Source organism: Gilliamella sp. CG35 (genome assembly GCF_046635745.1).
GTDB classification, from domain to species: Bacteria; Pseudomonadota; Gammaproteobacteria; order Enterobacterales; family Orbaceae; genus Gilliamella; species Gilliamella apicola_I.
In genome coordinates, this window is the sequence record NZ_JBIDFH010000009.1 from 1 (window position 1) to 20,969 (window position 20,969).

At 37.4% G+C, this 20,969-nt stretch carries 14 protein-coding genes and 1 pseudogene; 10 read left to right on the forward strand and 5 right to left on the reverse strand.

Annotated features, from left to right (window positions below):
* The 3 genes and pseudogenes from ACGH4F_RS05515 to nusG all read left to right on the forward strand — a co-directional run.
* Positions 1-73: pseudogene (locus ACGH4F_RS05515) on the forward strand (elongation factor Tu); the annotation flags it as partial.
* Between the two features lie 136 nt (positions 74-209).
* Positions 210-611 (forward strand): preprotein translocase subunit SecE, encoded by a 402-nt coding sequence (secE, locus tag ACGH4F_RS05520; protein ID WP_065559723.1) that lies wholly within the window; start codon positions 210-212, stop codon positions 609-611.
* A gap of 1 nt (position 612) precedes the next feature.
* Positions 613-1,158 carry a transcription termination/antitermination protein NusG gene (gene nusG / locus ACGH4F_RS05525; protein WP_065559722.1) on the forward strand — a complete coding sequence of 182 codons (546 nt, stop codon included), beginning with the start codon at positions 613-615 and terminating at the stop codon, positions 1,156-1,158.
* A 179-nt stretch (positions 1,159-1,337) separates the two neighbouring features.
* On the opposite strand, the gene ACGH4F_RS05530 is transcribed toward nusG, so the two are convergent.
* The gene (locus tag ACGH4F_RS05530; RefSeq protein ID WP_411590338.1) at positions 1,338-3,260 is read right to left on the reverse strand and encodes an ABC transporter ATP-binding protein; all 1,923 of its coding nucleotides are present in this window, start codon (positions 3,258-3,260) and stop codon (positions 1,338-1,340) included.
* Between the two features lie 294 nt (positions 3,261-3,554).
* Positions 3,555-5,567 (reverse strand): OPT family oligopeptide transporter, encoded by a 2,013-nt coding sequence (locus ACGH4F_RS05535; protein ID WP_411590340.1) that lies wholly within the window; start codon positions 5,565-5,567, stop codon positions 3,555-3,557.
* 228 nt (positions 5,568-5,795) lie between these two features.
* On the opposite strand from ACGH4F_RS05535, the gene mazG reads away from it, so the two are divergent.
* Together mazG and ACGH4F_RS05545 are read left to right on the forward strand one after the other, a co-directional pair.
* Positions 5,796-6,593, forward strand: a complete 798-nt coding sequence (gene mazG / locus ACGH4F_RS05540; RefSeq protein ID WP_411590341.1) for a nucleoside triphosphate pyrophosphohydrolase — start codon at positions 5,796-5,798, stop codon at positions 6,591-6,593.
* Entirely contained in the window at positions 6,586-7,023 is a 438-nt protein-coding gene (locus ACGH4F_RS05545) for a hypothetical protein (RefSeq protein ID WP_065559718.1), read from the forward strand. Before mazG ends, ACGH4F_RS05545 begins: the two co-directional genes overlap by 8 nt.
* Positions 7,024-7,258: 235 nt before the next feature.
* On the opposite strand, the gene ACGH4F_RS05550 is transcribed toward ACGH4F_RS05545, so the two are convergent.
* Both ACGH4F_RS05550 and gltB read right to left on the reverse strand, forming a co-directional pair.
* The gene (locus ACGH4F_RS05550; RefSeq protein ID WP_411590342.1) at positions 7,259-8,671 is read right to left on the reverse strand and encodes an FAD-dependent oxidoreductase; all 1,413 of its coding nucleotides are present in this window, start codon (positions 8,669-8,671) and stop codon (positions 7,259-7,261) included.
* A gap of 13 nt (positions 8,672-8,684) precedes the next feature.
* Positions 8,685-13,142 (reverse strand): glutamate synthase large subunit, encoded by a 4,458-nt coding sequence (gene gltB, locus ACGH4F_RS05555; protein WP_411590344.1) that lies wholly within the window; start codon positions 13,140-13,142, stop codon positions 8,685-8,687.
* A gap of 323 nt (positions 13,143-13,465) precedes the next feature.
* On the opposite strand from gltB, the gene ACGH4F_RS05560 reads away from it, so the two are divergent.
* On the forward strand, positions 13,466-13,915 hold the full coding sequence (locus ACGH4F_RS05560; protein WP_411590346.1) for a DUF2846 domain-containing protein: 450 nt from the start codon (positions 13,466-13,468) through the stop codon (positions 13,913-13,915).
* 155 nt (positions 13,916-14,070) lie between these two features.
* A complete protein-coding gene (locus ACGH4F_RS05565; protein ID WP_411590348.1) occupies positions 14,071-15,276 on the forward strand; it encodes an NAD(P)/FAD-dependent oxidoreductase in 1,206 nt (401 codons plus the stop codon).
* Here ACGH4F_RS05565 and ACGH4F_RS05570 read toward each other — a convergent pair.
* Entirely contained in the window at positions 15,273-16,709 is a 1,437-nt protein-coding gene (locus ACGH4F_RS05570; protein WP_411590422.1) for a sigma-54 interaction domain-containing protein, read from the reverse strand. The two genes, ACGH4F_RS05565 and ACGH4F_RS05570, sit on opposite strands and share 4 nt — an antisense overlap.
* Before the next feature lie 258 nt (positions 16,710-16,967).
* Here ACGH4F_RS05570 and lysA point away from each other — a divergent pair, with 258 nt between their 5' ends.
* The 3 genes from lysA to ACGH4F_RS05585 are packed head-to-tail and all read left to right on the forward strand — an operon-like array spanning position 16,968 to position 20,956.
* On the forward strand, positions 16,968-18,365 hold the full coding sequence (gene lysA / locus ACGH4F_RS05575) for a diaminopimelate decarboxylase (RefSeq protein ID WP_065559713.1): 1,398 nt from the start codon (positions 16,968-16,970) through the stop codon (positions 18,363-18,365).
* A gap of 53 nt (positions 18,366-18,418) precedes the next feature.
* Positions 18,419-19,831 carry an APC family permease gene (locus tag ACGH4F_RS05580; protein ID WP_411590350.1) on the forward strand — a complete coding sequence of 471 codons (1,413 nt, stop codon included), beginning with the start codon at positions 18,419-18,421 and terminating at the stop codon, positions 19,829-19,831.
* An 18-nt stretch (positions 19,832-19,849) separates the two neighbouring features.
* The gene (locus tag ACGH4F_RS05585) at positions 19,850-20,956 is read left to right on the forward strand and encodes an alanine/ornithine racemase family PLP-dependent enzyme (RefSeq protein WP_267352017.1); all 1,107 of its coding nucleotides are present in this window, start codon (positions 19,850-19,852) and stop codon (positions 20,954-20,956) included.
* Positions 20,957-20,969: the final 13 nt, after the last annotated feature.

Genomic DNA, 20,969 nt, shown 5'->3' on the forward strand with positions numbered 1-20,969 from the left:
AGGTTTACGTTTTGCGATTCGTGAAGGTGGTCGTACTGTTGGTGCGGGTGTTGTTGCTAAGGTTATTAAATAATTTATATTTAATAACTGTTGAAAGGGTATCATGCGATGCCCTTTCTTATCTGGTCTGTTTAGCAAAATGTTTTTATTTTAAAAAGAGCATTTTGGAAAATAGATATTATTATAAATAACATACTCATAGGTTTTATATGCAAGTAAGTAACGAAAGTCAAGCTACAAACTCGGTTCTAGATAAACTTAAATGGGGTTTAGTTTTAGTATTGATTGCAATTATTGTTTGGGGAAATTCCTATTTTGCTCAAGCAAATGATATATATCAACCTAATACAATCGTCCGCATTATTACGGTTAGTGTAATTTCACTTTTCACTTTATTTATTGCTCTTACAACCACTAAAGGTAAGTCATTTCTTGCATTTTTACAGGATTCAAGAAAAGAGTTAAGAAAGGTGGTATGGCCTTCTCGTAAAGACGCTACACAGACAACTATGCTCGTTGTGGCTGTTACAGTAGTCGTTGGTTTAGCCCTTTGGGGAATGGATACTTTATTCCGTTGGGTCGTCTTTTATTTAACATCAATAGGACGTTAATATGAGTGAAATACAACAAAAACGATGGTATGTTATTCAAGCTTATTCTGGCTATGAAGCACGTGTTGCACAATCACTACGTGAATATATCAAGTTACATAATATGGAAGATTCTTTTGGTGAAGTGCTTGTGCCTACCGAAGAAGTTGTTGAAATGAAAAGTGGTCAACGTCGTAAAAGTGAGCGTAAATTCTTTCCCGGTTATGTTTTAGTTGAAATGATGATGAATGATGCAACTTGGCACTTAGTTAAAAGTGTACCAAGAACCATGGGATTTATTGGCGGTACTTCTGACAGACCAGCCCCAATAAGCCAACGTGAAGTTGATGCTATTATGAATCGTTTACAACAAGTTGGTGATAAACCTCGTCCTAAAACGTTATTTGAGCCAGGCGAATTGGTACGTGTTAATGATGGTCCATTTGCAGACTTTAATGGTGTGGTTGAAGAAGTCGATTATGAAAAAAGTCGCCTGAAAGTTTCAGTTTCAATTTTTGGACGTTCAACACCTGTTGAGCTTGATTTTAGTCAAGTTGAAAAAAGTTAATTTTAATTGAATAAGTTTAGTTCAATTAAGAATAAAAAAATCACAGCAAAGGCTGTGATTTTTTTTGCACAAAATAAATAGTTAAAATACGATTAACAACCTGAAACTTATTGCGATTGAATTAAGACTCATGCTCTTAATATTTTGTGTGCTTCTCTTTTTGTATCTTAAATACAAAGTTAGTTTAATTGAAAATCTTCAAGTTGTTGTTGTAAATCTAACCAGTTCATTTCAGTGTCTTCTTGTTCGCTTTTAATTTTACTTTGTTTAAGTAGTAATTCGGTCAACGCTGTTTTTTTATCGTTTTCATAAATAGCAGGATCTGCTAGTAACTGTTCAATATTTTGTAATTGCTCAGTTAATAGCTCAAGTTTTTGCTCCATTTTTTGTAGCTCTTTTTTAATGGGTTGCATTTGTGCTCTTAATTCTGCTTCACGGCGTTTTTGTTCTTTGCGATCGGTGGCGGAAACATTTTGAATGCTATCATTTTTACTGGCTATGTTAACGGTATCTGGTTTATTTTCTGCTTTTTGTTCTTCGGCAAGCCATTTTTGGTAATCATCAAGATCGCCATTAAATGGTTCGACTTTGTGATCATGCACTAAATAAAATTCATCCGTTGTCGAGCGCAATAAATGGCGATCATGCGATACAACGACTAAAGCACCTTCAAAGCCTATAAGTGCTTCAGTTAATGCTTGACGCATATCTAAATCCAAATGGTTAGTGGGTTCATCAAGTAATAATAGATTCGGTTTTTGCCACACAATTAGCGCTAAAACCAATCGAGCTTTTTCACCGCCCGAAAATGTTTTAACAGGTTCATTCACTTTATCACCATGAAAATCAAAACCACCCAGATAGTTACGCAATTCCTGTTCTGTTATTTTTGGATCAGCAAGCTGAGTTAAATGCCAAAGTGGTGATTCATCGGCACGTAAATATTCCAATTGATGTTGAGCAAAATAGCCTAATTGAACACCTTTAGCGAGATTAATATGCCCCTCTTTAGGTTGAAGTTCGCCCGCTAATAATTTTATTAAGGTTGATTTACCGGCACCATTACGACCCAGTAAGCCTATGCGTGACCCCGGAACAAGATTTAATTTAATTTTTTCTAGTACGATTTTATCATCGTAGCCTGCCACAACTTTGTCCATCATCAGTAATGGACTTGGCAAAAATTCAGAAGGTTTAAAATTAAAATGAAAAGGATTGTCTACATGTGCAGGGGCAATGAGTTCCATTTTTTCTAGCATTTTTATTCTACTTTGAGCTTGTTTGGCTTTGGTCGCTTTTGCTCTAAAGCGGTCTATGTAGCTTTGTAGGTGTGCGACTTTTTGTTGTTGGCTTTCATAAAGTGATTGTTGCTGTGCTAATTTAGTTGCACGTTGAACTTCAAATGATGAATAGTTACCGGTATATTCAAACAAACTTTTTTGTTCAATATGAATAATTTTATTAACTAACGGATCTAAAAAATCACGATCATGTGAGATTAAAATTAATGTACCTTGATAGTTACTCAGCCATTTTTCCAGCCAAATAACGGCATCTAAGTCAAGGTGATTGGTAGGTTCATCAAGAAGGAGTAGATCAGAACGACACATGAGTGCTTGAGCTAGATTTAAACGCATGCGCCAACCACCTGAATAGGATTTAACTGGTAATTGTAGTTGCTCGTTAGAAAACCCTAAACCATGTAATAATGTGGCGGCTCTTGCTCGTATTGTCCATGCGTCAATGTTATCCAGTTTTTCATGAATATTAGCAATTTGCTCACCATTATTGTGTTGGTTGGCGATAGCTAGCTTTTGTTCTAGCTGTCGATATTCACGATCACCATCAATAGCATATTCAATAGCGGGTATATCTAGCGCGGGAGTTTCTTGGTTAACCCAAGCTAATTGCCATTGTGATGGAAAACTTAAGCTGCCTGCATCCGTTTGAATTTCGCCTTTTATTAATGAGAAGAGAGTGGACTTTCCGCAACCATTTTTCCCAACTAACCCTACTTTTTGTTTAGGATTAATGGTAGCAGATGCATTATCTAAAAGTAGATTAATGCCTAAGCGAACTTGAATGGAATCAAATACTATCATGATTTTGCTGTTTAATATGTAAAATAAATTGGGTTATGCTAACAAATATTGAACGTTATGCAAAATGAAAAAGTTTAATGGGCTAAGTGAAAGTTTCATTATTTTAAACTTTAACTTGTGGCAATAATTGGTTGAGCGTGCTATTGAATATTTCCAGATAGGGAAATGGTTATCATTTAATCTAGTCACAAAAGAAGGATGATAATTAATTTATAGCGGGGTTTAAATTGGAAAAGCGATTTTATCAAGCCCTCTATTTTAAGCAATAAAGGGCTTAATTATAAATATAAATTATTACTGTTTTTTAATTGCGGATAATGCTCGACGAATAATATATAAGCAAATACCCACAAAGACAGCTAAACCTAAATATTGTGGTAAGAAGCCTAAATCAGCCTCTATTGCTAATGGAGCTTCACCTTTACCTTGCGTGATACTAATAACAATAACGATCGCTAATAAGACACCAACTAAGCTTTCACCAACTATTAATCCCGAAGAAATTAATGCCGCTTTACGATCCACTTTTTTAAATTGTTCTTCAGGATCTAAATTATATTTTTGAGCTTTAGCGTAAGCATTACGTTTAATTATCCATGATAGCAATGTACCGACAAAAATTGGGGCAGTAATCGTTGGTGGTAAATAGATACCTAAACCGACAGCTAGTGCGGGTAAGCGAAATTTACATTTTGCTTTCGCCAAAAGAAGATCAATAATAATAATCACGGTTCCAACGACTAATCCAATGAGAATCATTGTCCAATCAAGTTTATGTGAAAAGATTCCTTTTGCAATGGTTGTCATCAGTGTTGCTTGAGGTGCAGCTAAAACTTGTGATTGATCCATATCTGGTCGTGGTAATGCCCCCGTGAAACCATACGCGTTATAAAGAATTTCTAAAATAGGAGCGATAACAATGGCACCAACAACACAACCTATTAGTAATGCAACTTGTTGTTTCCAAGGTGTTGCATTAACCAAGTAACCCGTTTTAAGATCTTGCAAGTTATCATTTGAGATACAAGCAACGGCTAATACTGCGCTGGTTGTGAATAGCGCTAAGGCTGTCGCAAAGTTTGTGCCTTCAGCCGTGGAAAGTATATTATTTGCTTCGCCTAATCCAAGTAAGATAAGTGATATCACGATAGCGGCAACAATTGCAATACCTGAAATAGGGCTAGCTGACGATCCGACTAATCCTGCCATATATCCGCAAGCAGCTGCAACAAGAAAGCCCATAATAAAAGCAAATAAAACAGCACAAATAACCAGTATCCATGCAACGCCCGTCGATAACCCACTATCTGAAATAAATGAGTAAAACGTAGCGACTAAAATAATAACCATACCAGCCATAATCAAAAAGATTGATTTAGGTGATAGATCACGTTCTGTCGGTGCAATATCATTTACAGATACATCTGAACGTAACGTTTTGAATGATGTTTTTAAACCTTCAATAACTGGTTTGATTAAGGTTAATAATGTCCAAATTGCCGCAATAGCAATCGTTCCTGCGCCAATAAAACGGATATCTTTAGCCCAAAGTCCCATTGCAATATTTGCCAGTGGTTGCGTTGTATCATAATCTGTCATTGCACTTAAAATTGGAATTCCAAATCCCCAGGCAATAATGGTTCCTATTAAAACGGCAATCCCAGATACAATTCCAATCAAGTAACCTGCACTAAGAAGTGCTAATGAGAACCCCATAGGTAATTGAAAAATCGATTTTCCACCGGTAAACCAGTATGAAGCGCTTTCAGATAAAACCCGAAAACCATTGGTCAATAAACTGACAGTAGAAGCGATAACGCCTCCCACTAAAATATCTCTCAATCCTTCGTTGGCAGAAGCATCATTACTGTCTGTTTTCGAGCCTGCTTTTAAAATCTCAGCGGCAGCAACACCTTCAGGATAAGGTAATGTACTTTTGACTACCATCACATGACGTAATGGAATTGAGAATAGTACCCCAAGCATTCCCCCAGCGGCACAAATGGCAAAAGTTAACCAAAATGGAAAATCTTGCCAGTAACCAATCATCAATAATCCAGGTAGAACGAATATAATAGATGATAGCGTTCCGGCAGCAGAAGCTTGAGTTTGTACCATGTTATTTTCTAATATGGTTGATCCTGAAAATAGTCTTAAGATTGCCATTGAGATGACAGCGGCAGGAATAGCCGAAGAAAAGGTTAATCCGACTTTTAAACCAAGGTACACATTTGATGCAGTAAAAATAATTGTAATAAAAGCACCCAGTATTGTGCCTCGAAGTGTAAGTTCTCGTAAATTATTCATATATTATCGTAAAGTTAATTCAATATGCAGTTATTATATACTTAATTCAGCTTTATGGGCTAGAAGTTATGATAACTCAATTAATTTAATCTTTTTTGTGCGTGTTTCAGGATAAATAATAGACAATTATATTTACAATAGTATAAATTCACTATTGAAAATAAAAACAGTTTAAATTTATGATACACTGATTAGATTAATGTTCCGTTACGATTGGTGAGATAGATTGTGAACCCACTCAAGCGTTTACTTGCAATTACTAAACAATTACGTGACCCTATTGACGGTTGTGAATGGGATCGCATGCAGACTTTTGATTCATTAAAATCTTATACACTAGAAGAAACTTATGAAGTTCTTGATGCGATAGATAAACAGGATATGAAAGAACTCAAAAAAGAATTGGGCGATTTATTGTTTCAAATTATTTTTTACGCCGATCTTGCCAGTGAACAAGGTCAGTTTGATTTTGAGGATATCTGTCAAGCTGTTGCTGATAAATTAGTTAGTCGTCATCCGCATATTTTTGATGATAAGACAACTGAAAAACCGAATTGGGAACAATTAAAACAAAAAGAGCGTGACGAGCGCGCACAATACTCATTGTTAGATGACATACCTAACGCCATTCCTGCTTTAATGAAAGCCGAAAAAATCCAAAAACGTTGTGCATCGGTTGGGTTTGATTGGCAGGAGTTAACTCCAGTTTTAGATAAAGTTAAGGAAGAGCTCGACGAAGTAGAACATGAGCTTAATAAAACGGTACAAGATCAATCAAAAATCGAGGAAGAACTGGGGGATCTGTTTTTTGCGACCGTCAATTTAGCCAGACATCTAAAAGTTAAATCGGAGCTCTGTTTACAACGGGCAAATCATAAATTTGAACGTCGATTTAAACAAGTTGAAGCAATACTGAAACAAAATAATCGTCGTTTAACGGATGCAACACTTGAAGAAATGGAAGCCGCATGGCAACTTGTTAAACAATTGGAAATATCAACTAGCGAAGTAAATAAATATGACTGAAAAAAATGAATTATATCAAGAAATTGAAGCATGGGCTCAAAATGCCATTTTACATAGTCCAACGTGGAGTATCAATCAACTCGATTATTCCGAAAAAAGTATTTCTGTCGTTGAAATGATTATTGGTGAATTAGCTGAGAAAAATTTTAGTATTCCTGAAGAACAGCTTAATATGATTGCTCAAGAGTATGGTTGTTATTTGTTACTGACAGCCCAAAAATTATACGGCGGTGAGTTTTATTGGAATGAAGAACTTGAACAACCGATGTTAATTAGTTGTGAACCACAAGCGGCTATCGTGTTATTAACTTGGAATAAAGTCAAAGGGCGCCTTTTAGGGGATGAAGCAGATCATCTTGCCTTTTTCTTAGAAGGGTTTGCTGAGGCGACTAAAAATCCTGAAAATGGTTCTCAGGTTGTCTATTTATAGCCAAGTAATCCAATAATCAAAGGTTATTAGCTGATACAAATTCATGGTATCAGCTAATGGTAATTTAATGCCAATTATCAAAGTAAATATTCATTGGCAATTTCAACCCGATAAATAACGATATTTAGGTTGTAATCAATAAACGTTATGGTTTAGACAGATCAATAAATATTGAGTAGTAAACCTTACTCCCACTCAGTAGGGTATGGGCATAAGGTTAACTTAGTCAATCGCTTTATACTTCTAAATAATCTAAAATCCCTTCTGCCGCTTTGCGACCTTCGCTAATGGCAGTCACCACTAAATCCGATCCTCTTACTGCATCACCACCAGCAAAGATTTTTGGATGGCTGGTTTGGTAGCCTTTAATTTCTGGGGCAACAATACGACCTTGAGTATCAAAATTGACACCATGTTCTGCTAACCAAGGCATGGCATGAGGTTTAAAACCAAATGCCATAATAACAGCATCGGCAGGAAGTATGAATTCAGATCCTTCGATAATCACTGGCGAACGGCGACCATTTGCATCGGGTTGACCGAGTTCTGTTCTAACCATTTTGACACCAGTAACTTGACCTGTATTGTTAATTTCAATACTGAGGGGTTGCACATTAAATTGGAATTGTGCACCTTCTTCTTTCGCATTTTTTACTTCTCGTTTAGAGCCGGGCATATTGGCTTCATCTCGACGATAAGCACAGGTGACTTCAATTGCACCTTGACGAATTGACGTCCGTACACAGTCCATGGCTGTATCACCACCGCCTAAAACCACAACACGCTTATTTTTCATGTCAATGTAAGGCGTATCATCGCTTTGATTATGCTTCATAATATGTTTGGTATTGGCAATTAAGAATGGAAGGGCATCATAAACACCATCCGCATCTTCATTCATTAGACCGGCTCGCATTGATTGATAAGTACCGGTTCCAACAAAAATGGCATCAAATTCATTGAGTAAGTCCGTTAATTGTACCGTTTTCCCCACTTCGGTATTCAGCCGAAATTCAATACCCATGTCGGTAAAAATACGTCGACGATTAATCAATACTTCTTTATCTAATTTAAAGGCAGGGATACCAAAGGTTAACAGTCCACCAATTTCAGGATGACGGTCAAAAACAACGGGCGTTACGCCATTACGGACTAAAACATCAGCACATGCAAGTCCAGCAGGCCCTGCACCAATGATTGCAACTTTTAATCCTGTTTTTTCAACATTAGACAAGTTAGGCTTCCACCCCAGTTTAAAGGCTTCATCGGTAATATAACGTTCAATGTTACCAATTGTTACCGCACCGAACTCAGCATTTAAAGTACATGAGCCTTCACAAAGCCGATCTTGAGGGCAAACCCGACCACACACTTCTGGTAGACTGTTAGTTTGATGAGAAAGTTCAACTGCTTCTAAAATTTTGCCTTCATTCACCAGTTTTAGCCAATTAGGTATATAGTTATGAACAGGACAACGCCATTCACAATAAGGATTACCACACGCTAAGCAGCGATCGGCTTGGGCTTGTGATTGTGAAGCCGAAAAGCCCTCATAAATTTCAACAAACTCTATTTTTCGAATATTCAACGATTTTTTAGGTGGATCAACACGTTGTAAATCGATGAACTGATAAACATTTTGACTCATTTCCGTGCTCTCCTTATTGTGCTTGAACATGAAGTTCTGCTGATGATCGGCTTCGGTGACCGAGCAGCGCTTTTACATCACTGGATTTAGGTTTAACTAATACAAATTGTTTAGCGAAATCTTCCCAGTTAGCTAAAATTTCTTCAGCACGTGAAGAGTGGGTTAGTTGAGCATGTTCCATGATTAAGCCTCGTAGATGCTCTTCATGAATCGAATAATCAGCAACGTTTAACATTTCAACAAGTTCTTGGTTAATCCGTTTATGGAAATCACCATCGGCATCTAAAATATAAGCAAATCCACCAGTCATGCCAGCACCAAAGTTAACACCAGTTTTACCTAAGACACAGACAATGCCACCTGTCATATATTCACAGCCGTTATCGCCGATACCTTCAACCACGCTAATTGCACCAGAGTTACGTACGGCAAAACGTTCACCAGCACGTCCTGCTGCAAACAATTTACCGCCTGTTGCACCATATAGACAGGTGTTACCGGCAATGGTTGCTTCATGACTTAAAAATGCCGAGCCTTGAGGTGGTCGAATGACGATGCGCCCCCCAGCCATGCCTTTACCAACGTAGTCATTGGCATCACCTGTTAGGGTTAAATTTACGCCACCAGCATTCCAAACACCAAAGCTTTGCCCGGCAGTACCGGTGAAATTGAGTGAAATTGGATCGGCAACTAAACCTTGATCGCCATATTTTTTGGCAATATAACCTGATAAGCTAGTTCCCACCGAACGATCAGTATTTTGAATATCAAAGTAGAAACTTTTACTTTGACGATTATCAACAAATTGTTCTGCTTGAGTAATAATTTCTTTATTCAATACACCTTTATCAAACGGTTTATTATCTTCAATACAGTAGACGGGTTTGCCTTCTACTGGTGTCGCAGTTTCAAGTAATCCTGATAAATCCAGTTTTTGTTGTTTAGCCGTAATGCCATCAAGCTCTAACAGTAAATCGGTACGTCCAATTAAATCAACAATTCGACTTACGCCAAGTTCTGCCATGACTTCCCTTGTGTTACGTGCAATAAAACGGAAATAGTTCATCGCTTTTTCAGGTAAACCATGGTAATGGTCACTACGTAATTTTTCATCTTGTGTCGCAACACCTGTGGCACAGTTATTTAAATGGCAAATACGTAGATATTTACAACCTAAAGCCACCATTGGCCCCGTACCAAAGCCGAAACTTTCAGCACCTAAAATTGCCGCTTTTACAATGTCTGTACCGGTTTTTAACCCACCGTCAACTTGTAAACGAATTTTGTGACGTAAACCATTAGCAACCAATGATTGTTGTGTTTCAACTAAACCCAGTTCCCATGGTGAGCCAGCATATTTGACTGACGTTAATGGGCTAGCACCGGTACCACCATCATATCCCGAAATCGTGATCAAATCGGCATAAGCTTTTGCGACCCCAGTTGCAATAGTTCCTACGCCAGGTTCGGACACTAATTTCACCGAAATCATTGCTTGAGGGTTAATCTGTTTTAGATCAAAGATCAACTGTGCCAAATCTTCGATTGAATAAATATCGTGATGCGGTGGTGGCGAGATTAATGTCACCCCCGGTACGGAAAAACGTAATTTAGCTATGTAAGGGGTTACTTTGTCACCTGGTAATTGACCGCCTTCACCCGGTTTTGCACCTTGCGCTACTTTGATCTGAATCACATCAGCACTCATTAAATAGCCCGGCGTTACACCAAATCGACCTGATGCGACTTGTTTTATGCGTGACACTTTTATACTGTTATACCGAGCAGGATCTTCACCTCCTTCGCCTGAATTAGAATAGCCACCTAATGTGTTCATTGCTTCAGCAAGCGATTCATGAGCTTCAGGACTTAATGCACCAATTGACATTGCCGCCGAATCAAAACGTTTGAATAGTGACTCTTCAGGTTCAACCTGATCTAACGAAATTGCTGCATTTTCAGGGGGATTAAGTTTTAATAAATCCCGTAATGTCGCTGGCGGGCGATTATTAACGATATCGGTATAAAGCTTATAATCTTCGTAACGCCCATTGTTAACCGCTTTTTGTAACGATTGAACTACATCGGGATTATAAGCGTGATATTCGCCGCCATGGACAAATTTGAGTAAACCACCTTGGTCTAATGGTTTACGGCGTAACCATGCTTTTTTCGATAAATTGAACTGATCTTGAGCAAAATCATCAAAATTTGCACCACTAATACGGCTAGTCACACCTTGGAAACAGAGTTCTACCACATCTTTATGCAGACCAACCGCTTCAAAAAGTTTTGAGCAGCGGTACGAGGCGACAGTGGATATCCCCATTTTAGACATAATTTTGTACAAGCCTTTATTAATACCATTGCGGTAGTTGATAATGGCTTCACGGTAAGACTTATTTATCGTGCCATTATCGACCATTTGGGCTAGGGTTTCGTAAGCTAAATAAGGATAGATAGCCGTTGCACCAAAACCAAGCAGCACGGCAAATTGGTGTGGATCGCGACAGCTTGCGGTTTCAACAATAATATTGGCATCACAGCGTAAGTTTTTTTCAACTAGACGTTGCTGTACTGCACCTACAGCCATTGGGGCAGGAATCGGTAATCGATCGGCTGCGATATTTTTATCGGACAAAATGATTAATACGGTACCATTACGTACTTTGGCTTCGGCATCACCGCATAATTGTTCAATGGCATCACGCAAGCTACCATCGATTTCGTAAGTAATATCTAGTGTTTCAGATTGATAGTAACGTGATTCCAATGCTGTTAATTGTTGGAAATCAGAGTAAACCAAAACAGGGTATTTAAACGCGACTCGATGTGCTTGACCTTCGGCTTCAGCAAAGACATTCATCTCTCGACCAATGCTAGTTGATAGCGACATGACGTGAGCTTCACGTAATGGATCAATAGGTGGATTGGTTACCTGCGCAAATTTTTGACGAAAATAATCATAGATTAATCGAGGTTTACTTGATAAGACAGCAAATGGCGTATCATCGCCCATTGAACCTGTTGCTTCTTGCCCATTTTCACCTAAGACACGAATACATTGATCAATTTCTTCTGCACTATAACCAAACTGTTTTTGGTAAGTAGCTAGTAAAGTGTCATCGTAATCACGTGAGCCAATGTTCTCATCAGGTAGACTTTCAAAAGGGATAAGCTGTTTAACATTTTTTGCCATCCATTCTTTATAAGGATGACGTTTTTGTAAGTCATTGTCCGTTTCAGAAGATTGTAAGATACGACCTTCTTCGGTATCGATTACTAATAACTCACCCGGCCCAACTCGTCCTTTGCTGACGACTTCATCAGGTTGATAATCCCAAATACCAATTTCAGAAGCACAGGTAATGAGTTTATCGGTGGTAATAACATAACGAGCAGGACGTAAGCCATTTCGATCTAAATTACATGCGGCATAGCGACCGTCTGACATAACAATACCAGCAGGGCCATCCCACGGTTCCATATGCATCGAATTAAAGTCAAAGAAGGCACGAAGATCTTCATTCATATCGGGATTATTTTGCCATGCCGGTGGTACTAATAAGCGCATCGCCCTGACAATATCCATCCCACCGACAAGGAACAGTTCTAACATGTTATCCAGTGAACTGGAATCAGACCCTGTGACATTCACAAACGGAGCCGCATTTTGTAAATCAGGAATCAGTGGTGTTTTAAATTTATAGGAACGGGCTTTTGCCCATTGACGATTGCCTTCAATGGTATTGATTTCACCATTATGCGCTAAATGTCTAAACGGTTGAGCAAGTGGCCAACGTGGAACGGTATTGGTTGAAAAACGTTGATGGAATAAACAAATCGCCGTTTCCATTCGAATATCGGCTAAATCTAAATAGAATCGAGGCAAATCTTTAGGCATACATAAGCCTTTGTAGATATTAACCTGATTCGAAAAGCTACAAACATAAAAGGTGTCGTCTTGTACGCGTTTTTCAATGCGACGGCGAACCATATATAAACGGCGTTCTAAATCAATTTTCGTCCATCCTGCTGGCGCATTGACAAAGACTTGTTCAATTTTAGGCAGTGAAGATAATGCAATTTCACCTAAAACACTTTTATCAATAGGCACTTCTCGCCAACCTAATATTGATAGCGTTTCGTCAGCTAATTCCTCTTCTACAATCTGACGGCTTGCTTGTGCTTCTTGCTCATCTTGGCTAAGAAACAGCATGCCTACCGCATAATTAGTTGCTAAACGCCAACCTGCGTCTTGCGCAACTAATCTAAAAAATCGATCTGGTTTTTGTAATAAAAGTCCACAGCCATCGCCGGTTTTACCGTCAGATAAGATTGCGCCTCGATGCTGCATTCTTGCTAATCCGTGAATAGCGGTGCGCACCACTTTATGACTTGGTTGCCCTTCAATATGAGCAATCAGACCAAATCCGCAGTTATCTTTTTCATGATGCTGGTTATATAACATATCATTGCCTCTAATTCATCGCTTTATAATTTGTGAAGGTATAGGCATTAATCCCATATTGGCTAAGAAATTAAAGAAAAATGCTATTTTGGTCAAATAAATATTACTTATAAGTCAATCTTTTAATAAGTTGTACTAAAGTTATTAATGAAGCTAATAATAGAACATTATCTTTTTATTTAATAATTAGCATAACTAAATGATTTAACATGATAAAAATTATTGGGCTTATAAAATTGTTAATGATAATATGCTAATGTAAATTTTAAATAGTGTGATAACAATTTAATTCATTAATCATTATGAAAGGAATGTTTAATTTAATGAAAATTTTTAAAATAGTGTTCATATTAATTGCAAGTATGTTATTTGTTGGATGTTCTGCAAGAGTTGATTTAGCCGATCCAAAATTAGATCGTGAAGCTAAAAAATTTGCTGAACCAGATGCAAATTTTTCAGGTATTTATATTTATAGAGATAGTCTAATGGGTAAACCTAGCAAAAAGGCTATTTATATTGATGGGGAATATTTGGGTAAAACGGCTGACAGAACTTATTTTTATAAAATTGTTAAGCCTGGCTATCATACCATTGAAACAGAATCTGAATTTAGTAATAATTCGCTAGAGATTTATGCAGAGGGAGGCAGTAACTATTTTATCAGGCAATATATTAAAATGGGTGTTTTTGTTCCAGGAGCGGGTCTTCAAGAGGTTAATGAACTGTTAGCCAAGAAAAGTATAATAAAAAGTAAATTAATCAAAACAGAATAAAATTATTCTAACTTGATAAGCATTGTTCAAAATTACTATTTTTAATTTACTTAATTCCGTTGGTAAAAACTGACGGAATTGTCATATTTTCAAGTTCTAGTCTATTTACTTAATCCTGCTATAATTCCTTCTATTTATGGTTTCACAAGATTATTATGCAAACTCAAATTACAATTGTTGGAGCAGGGGCTGCGGGTCTATTTTGTGCTGGATTATTAGGGCAAAAAGGGCATCGTGTGACCGTTATTGATAACGGAAAAAAACCGGGACGAAAGATCTTAATGTCGGGTGGCGGAAAATGTAATTTTACTAATCTTGATGTGGATGCGTACCATTACATTTCTGAAAATCGTCATTTTTGTAAATCAGCCTTGAAACGATTTAACCAATGGGATTTTATCCAATTAGTTAATCAATATAATATTGCTTATCATGAAAAAGATCATGGTCAGTTGTTTTGTGATAATTCAGCCAAAGATATTGTCGATATGCTGCTTAACGAGTGTCAAAAAGGAAAAGTTAACCTAATGATGCAAACGCAATTAGATGACGTAGAAGAGGTTGAAGATGGATTTAAATTGCAGACTTCGCAAGGTATGCTGAGTTGTCAAAACCTGATTATTGCTACAGGCGGGTTATCGATGCCAGCACTCGGTATGACTTCAATAGGTTATAAAGTGGCAGAAAAATTTTCCATTCCAATTGTACCGGTCAAAGCTGGGCTGGTGCCTTTTACCTTACATAAACCCTTATTAGATGTGTTATCGCAACTATCCGGTATTGCTATTCCGGTTGAAGTGACTTATGAGCAAATGCATTTTAAAGAAAATTTATTATTTACTCATCGAGGGCTTTCAGGCCCCGCCATTTTACAGATATCCAACTATTGGCGAGTGGGTGAGCCCATTACGATCAACTTATTACCAGATATGACATTTGAATCATCATTTAAACCGTTATTAGAAAAAAATCGTAACCAGACTTTGAAAAATTGTTTAGCACAAATTTTACCTAAAAGAGTAGTAGAAGCATTGATACAACTGGATATGATTACAGATATCACTGTGAAACAACTCAATTTGCATCAACAACAGCGTCTTTTTGACACATTAACCAAGTGGCATATTGTACCAAACGGAACCGAAGGGTATCGAACGGCTGAAGTCACATTAGGTGGGGTGAGTACCGATGCATTATCATCAAAAACAATGGCGACCAAGTCACAGCCGAATCTTTATTTTATTGGCGAAGTGGTTGATGTAACGGGTTGGTTAGGTGGTTATAATTTTCAGTGGGCTTGGAGCAGTGCCTTTGCATGTGCGAAGGCATTGGATGAAAAAACTGTTAGCCATCAATGTTAATGATTCATTACACCCATTTGAATATGGTACTTTTTGACCTTATATTGTAATGTAGTACGCGAAACATTTAATAATTTAGCGGCATTGATAATTTTTCCATTAGCTTGATTTAACGCATCGATAATCAATTGTCGCTCATAGTTTTCCACTTGGGTTGTTAAATCCCTAAATCGAGAAAAATTTGTGGCAGAATCATCGATTTTTGTCATGACATCTGCTTGCTGATCAGGGCTTTCAATTTCAAATAGCTCTTCATCAAGAACGATATGTTGTAATTCTCCGGGTTCATTTTGTAAAACCATACTTCGGACAATTGCATTTTCAAGCATACGTACATTGCCTGGCCATGGTGCTGACATCAATTGTTTCAAAGCATGCTTACTTATACCACTGATGGTTACTTTTATCTCATCTTGGTGTTTATCAATAAAATAGCGAGCTAAAACAGGAATATCTTCTGTCCGTTCGCGTAGTGCAGGAAGTTTTATTAATCCCACATTTAATCGATAAAACAGATCACTGCGCATTTTACCGTTTTTTAAAAGATCAGTAGGTGATTCGTTCATGGCGGCCACAATGCGGACATCCGAATGCAATTCTTTATTGCCACCAAGTCGCCAGTAGGTTTTTTCTTGTAGAAATCGCAATAACTTGCTTTGCATTTCAAGTGGCATGGCGTTTAGTTCATCAAGAAATAGTGTGCCACCGTTAGCCAGTTCTAGATAACCTTGGCGATTTTCAGCTCCCGTAAAGGCGCCTTTCACAGTACCAAATAGTGTACTTTCAATTAGCGTAGTAGGTAGTGCACTACAATTGAGTGATATAAAGGCTTTATCTCGGCGGTCGCTAGTTTGATGAATTAAATGGGCGAAGAGTTCTTTACCGGTACCTGTCTCACCAACAATGAGTACTGGCACATCATTAGCGCCTAAAATATTCGTTTGATCAATGACCGATTGCATTTTTTGAGATACAAATACGATTTCGGGAAGTGATTGTTCTTTACTGTGATATAAACGGCTGTTGAGTTTAAAAACTTGATCTTGTAATTGTCTTACATTAGATAAATTTCGACCGATTTCGATTGCGCCAATGATCTGTTTGTTATGATTGTAAAGTGGAACCGTGGTATGCAAATAATCGACAACTTTACCAACATGATTATAATAGCATTGATAATTATCCAGATATTCCTTACCTTCTAGCAAGGCTTTTAACATAGTACTATCTTCTTTTTGTAAATTAGGATAAACTTTAAGCAATGGTTTTCCTATAGCTTTATCTTGAGGATAGCCATCGAGTTCTGCACTTTCCTGATTGTAGTAAATATATTTACCTTCTTTATCAATAATGGCCATTGGCTGATGTATTAGATCAAAAAAATGTTTAAATATTTCCAATGATTGTAATAATTCAGGATCAACTGTCATGATATTAGTACCTTATAAAATTTGGATTATTGCTTAATAGCATACTTTTATTTAAATACCTTTCGACTATCACTAAAAAATGACAAATTTTTGTCATAAAGACATATTTTTAACTTAATGACAAAAATTGTTGCTAGATTGTTTATTTTAACTTATTGATTATTTGTATTATTAAGTTGGCATGCTGATTGCATTACAAGAGAAAAGCCATTTTACTTATTTTCTTATGTACTTTTTGAGTACTCATTAACTGGAGGTCATATGTCCGACAAAATTATGTCAAATTATAACAAATTACGTCACGATCTTATAACTAAAGATCGTCGTTTTAGTGCTGAAAACGGTAAATTATGTTTTGATGGCGTTAATTTAGAAGAGTTAGCAAGAAAATATCCAACGCCTTTTTATGTGTTTTCTGAAAAAGAAATTGATCGTAATGTTCAAGAAATTAAACAAGCATTCAAAGCGCATCCAAAAACAAAAATTTTCTATGCTTCTAAAACTTGTTCTGTTATGGGCGTACTCAAAGCCATTAAAGATGCGGGTATTTACGCTGAAGCAAACTCAATGTTTGAAGTACGTAAATGTTTAGAGATTGGTTTTCCGGGTAGCCAAATCGTGTTTAATGGTGTGGTAAAAAAACCAGTTGATCTTGAATATGCCATTAAAAATGATTTGTATATTATTAACGTCGATAGTTTATATGAACTTGATATTATCGATGAAATATCAAAAAAATTGAAAAAAGTGGCGAATGTGTGTGTACGTGTTGAACCGAATGTACCATCTGCAACACACGCTGAATTAGTTACTGCTTATCATGCTAAGTCAGGTATCGATTTAGAACAAGCAGAAGAGACTTGTCGCCGTATTCTTGAAATGCCTTATGTCCATTTACGTGGTTTACATATGCACGTTGGGGATCAGGTACCGGAAGCTGAACCTTTTGCGAAAGCAACCAAAGTACTTGTTGATGAATCTCGCCGTTTAGAAGAGGTGTTAGGAATTAAGTTTGATTTAATTAATGTAGGGGGAGGTATTCCTGTTCCTTATAAATACGATGACGAAAACGGTAACCCATTACAAGACAATATGTATGCCGGTATTACAGCCCAAGATTTTGCTGATGCAGTCATTCGTGAAGTACATAAATGGCGTACCGATGTCGAAATCTGTATTGAACCTGGTCGAAAAGTTACCGGTTCAGCTGGGGTGCTATTAACAGAAGTTGCCTGTGAAAAACGTAAAACGAATTACGATTTAGACGGTAACATCGAAGAACATGTTGAATGGAAATTTGTTGATGCAGGTTATAGCGTGTTATCTGATAGTCAACATTTCGATTGGTTCTTCTATGTTTATAATGCATCTCGAATTAATGAATCACATGATGAATATATTAAATTAGCCGGTCCTTTGTGTGATGGTGGTGACTATTATCATGTTGGTGTTAAAGGTGAAGAGTTCTTATTACCTAAAGATACCGACATTGGCGATATTATTGCTTTCCTTGATGCTGGAGCTTATACCATTGAAAGTCAGACAGTCTATAACAATCGCCCTCGTACGTCGGTTGTGATGATAGACAAAAAAGGCAAAGATCGCTTGATTCGCCGTGAGGACACTTACGAAGATATGGTTGGATACGACATCTATTAATCATGATTTATCTGGGGCACACGTTGCCCTAGATACTACAATGTGAGGTTATTATGAGTGATTCTAAAGATTCAAGTTTGCTCGGTATCAAAGACATTGTATTTATGAATGTCATTGCGATACTGAGTTTACGACAAATTCCTAACGTTGCTCCTTATGGCGCATCAGCAATGGTGCTTTGGCTCATTGCGGCATTTTGTTTGTTTTTTCCATTAGCCATGGTGTGTGGTGAACTTTCAACAGGTTGGCCAAAAGATGGTGGGATATTTGTTTGGGTTAAAGAGGCATTTGGTAAACGTATCGCTTGGATTGTAGTGGTTTGTTTTTTATTTTCCTGTGTACTCTTCTTCCCATTAATGCTGCAATTTGGTTTTACGGCTATTGGTTATATGTTTAGTCCCGAATTAGCCCAAAATGAAGTATTTATTGGGGTGGGATCCATGGTGGTCTTCTGGATTTTAACATTGATGAATATTCGGGGATTAAAATGGACTAAGATTATTAATAGCGTGAGTGCTTGGCTTGGTGTATTTATTCCCGCAGCGATTATTGTCTTACTCGCGATTGTTTGGTTATTGACTGGTCATCCAATGGCAACCGATTATACGCATTTAAGTGATTGGATCCCTGATTTAGGCAGTTGGGATACGATTGTGTTTTTATCCAGTATGATGTTTGCGTTTGCTGGGCTTGAAGTGGCACCAATGATTGCCGGGCGTACACGTGATCCACAACGTGATTTTCCAAAAGCGATGGCTGTGTCAGCAATTGTTATTGTTGGTATTTATATGATTGGCTCTTGGGCTATCAATACATTATTACCAGCCGAAGATACCGATATTGTTGCTGGCGTTATGCAAGCGATGCAATCTGCTGCCAATGTATTACATATGCCTTGGTTGTTACCTGTTATGGCAATATGTTTATTCTTTGGTGCCTTAGGACAAATTAACTCATGGTTAGTTGGGCCGATCTATATGCTACAAGAAGCCTCTAAAGAGGATAATTTGTTGGGTGAACGTGTAGGTCGTTTACATCCGGTTTATCAAACACCGACATTTGCACTGTTTGTTCAAGCAATCATCGTTACTGTACTTTGCTTCTCAACATTTGTATCACCAAGTATTGCTGCAGCTTATTGGATGTTGACGGCGTTGACAACAATTTGCTATTTCATTCCTTACTTAGTGATGTTTATCGCTTACTATCGACTACGAGTGACTCAACCTGATGTACCACGTAGCTTTAAAATTCCGGGTAAAGTGTTACCAGTGGTATTACCCGCTTTAGGGTTCTTATCTACACTATTTGCTGTGATTTTAGTCTTTATACCACCAGCTCAAATCGATATGGGTGGATACGTTGAGTATATTGCTAAGATAGTTGGTGGCGCTGTACTTGCGATTGTATTAGCAGAATGGATATATCATCGTGCTCAAAAACGCAATCGTTTGCTCGAACAGTAAGGTATAGAGGAGTAAAGCATGTACAAACCCATATTGGAAATTGATTTACGCAAATTAAAAGAAAATGCTCGTGTTGAGAAAGACATTTTAGCTAAACACGGCATTGAAGTCATGGCTGTCAATAAAGTATTTGATGGCTGCGTCGAAACAGCGAAAGCTGTATTAGAGGGTGGTATTGATGTTATTGCTGAATCAAGAACTTACAATTTAAAAAAACTCAAAGAGGCATTAAATTGTAAAACGTGTTTATTACGCAGTCCTTGTTTAAGTGAAATCAGCGACGTTGTGAAATATGCGGATATTAGCTTAAATAGTGAAAAGCAAGTCATAACGGCTTTATCTGATGAAGCCGTTAAACAGCGAAAGATTCACCAAGTGTTGCTCATGGTGGATATGGGGGACTTACGAGAAGGTATCTGGTTTGAGCATCTTGATGAGATTATTGATACCGTCAATCTCATTCTTTCGTTACCGGGTGTTGAGCTTTATGGGCTTGGCACCAACTTTAACTGCTATGGAACCGTTTTGCCTACGGTTAAAAATGGTGTTGATTTTTTACACATAGCACGCAAAGTAGAGGAAACTTGTGGTATTAAAATCAAATACTTATCTGCCGGTAATTGTACCAGTTACCATTTGTTAGATAAAGGTGTTTGGCCTAAAGGATTGAATCACATCAGAATAGGTGGTTTACATGAGTTTGGTATTGAATATGTCGATATGAAATATCTGGATGAATTTCATCATTCCAATAAACCTGTCGATAAAGCATGTAGCGATATCTATAAGCTATACGCACAAATTATTGAACTTAATAGTAAGCCAACCGTGCCTGTAGGGGAGCTTGGAGTCGATGCCTTTTTAAATAGTAAAACCTTTGTCGATCATGGTACTCGTAAACGTGCACTACTTGCTTTTGGTCGTCAAGATGTGCCGGCTGAAAACTGTGTACCTATCGATGATAGTATTACGGTTTTGGGGCAAACTAGTGATCATACCATCGTTGATATTGAAGATGTGTTAGAAACACTGAAAGTAGGTGATATGATTGGTTTTGAACTCGATTACACAGCCTTACTTATGGCATGTCAAACGAATGGTGTAGAAAAACGGTTTATTTATTAATTCGTGTTAGCTG

Excerpts from the sequence above, each read along its gene's own strand:
- lysA (WP_065559713.1), top strand. The coding sequence starts at position 16,968 with ATGTCCGACAAAATTATGTCAAATTATAACAAATTACGTCACGATCTT.
- ACGH4F_RS05545 (WP_065559718.1), top strand. The coding sequence starts at position 6,586 with ATGACTGAAAAAAATGAATTATATCAAGAAATTGAAGCATGGGCTCAA.
- ACGH4F_RS05560 (WP_411590346.1), top strand. The coding sequence starts at position 13,466 with ATGAAAATTTTTAAAATAGTGTTCATATTAATTGCAAGTATGTTATTT.
- ACGH4F_RS05585 (WP_267352017.1), top strand. The coding sequence starts at position 19,850 with ATGTACAAACCCATATTGGAAATTGATTTACGCAAATTAAAAGAAAAT.
- ACGH4F_RS05580 (WP_411590350.1), top strand. The coding sequence starts at position 18,419 with ATGAGTGATTCTAAAGATTCAAGTTTGCTCGGTATCAAAGACATTGTA.
- gltB (WP_411590344.1), bottom strand. The coding sequence starts at position 13,142 with ATGTTATATAACCAGCATCATGAAAAAGATAACTGCGGATTTGGTCTG.
- ACGH4F_RS05565 (WP_411590348.1), top strand. The coding sequence starts at position 14,071 with ATGCAAACTCAAATTACAATTGTTGGAGCAGGGGCTGCGGGTCTATTT.
- ACGH4F_RS05550 (WP_411590342.1), bottom strand. The coding sequence starts at position 8,671 with ATGAGTCAAAATGTTTATCAGTTCATCGATTTACAACGTGTTGATCCA.
- ACGH4F_RS05535 (WP_411590340.1), bottom strand. The coding sequence starts at position 5,567 with ATGAATAATTTACGAGAACTTACACTTCGAGGCACAATACTGGGTGCT.
- nusG (WP_065559722.1), top strand. The coding sequence starts at position 613 with ATGAGTGAAATACAACAAAAACGATGGTATGTTATTCAAGCTTATTCT.
- ACGH4F_RS05530 (WP_411590338.1), bottom strand. The coding sequence starts at position 3,260 with ATGATAGTATTTGATTCCATTCAAGTTCGCTTAGGCATTAATCTACTT.
- secE (WP_065559723.1), top strand. The coding sequence starts at position 210 with ATGCAAGTAAGTAACGAAAGTCAAGCTACAAACTCGGTTCTAGATAAA.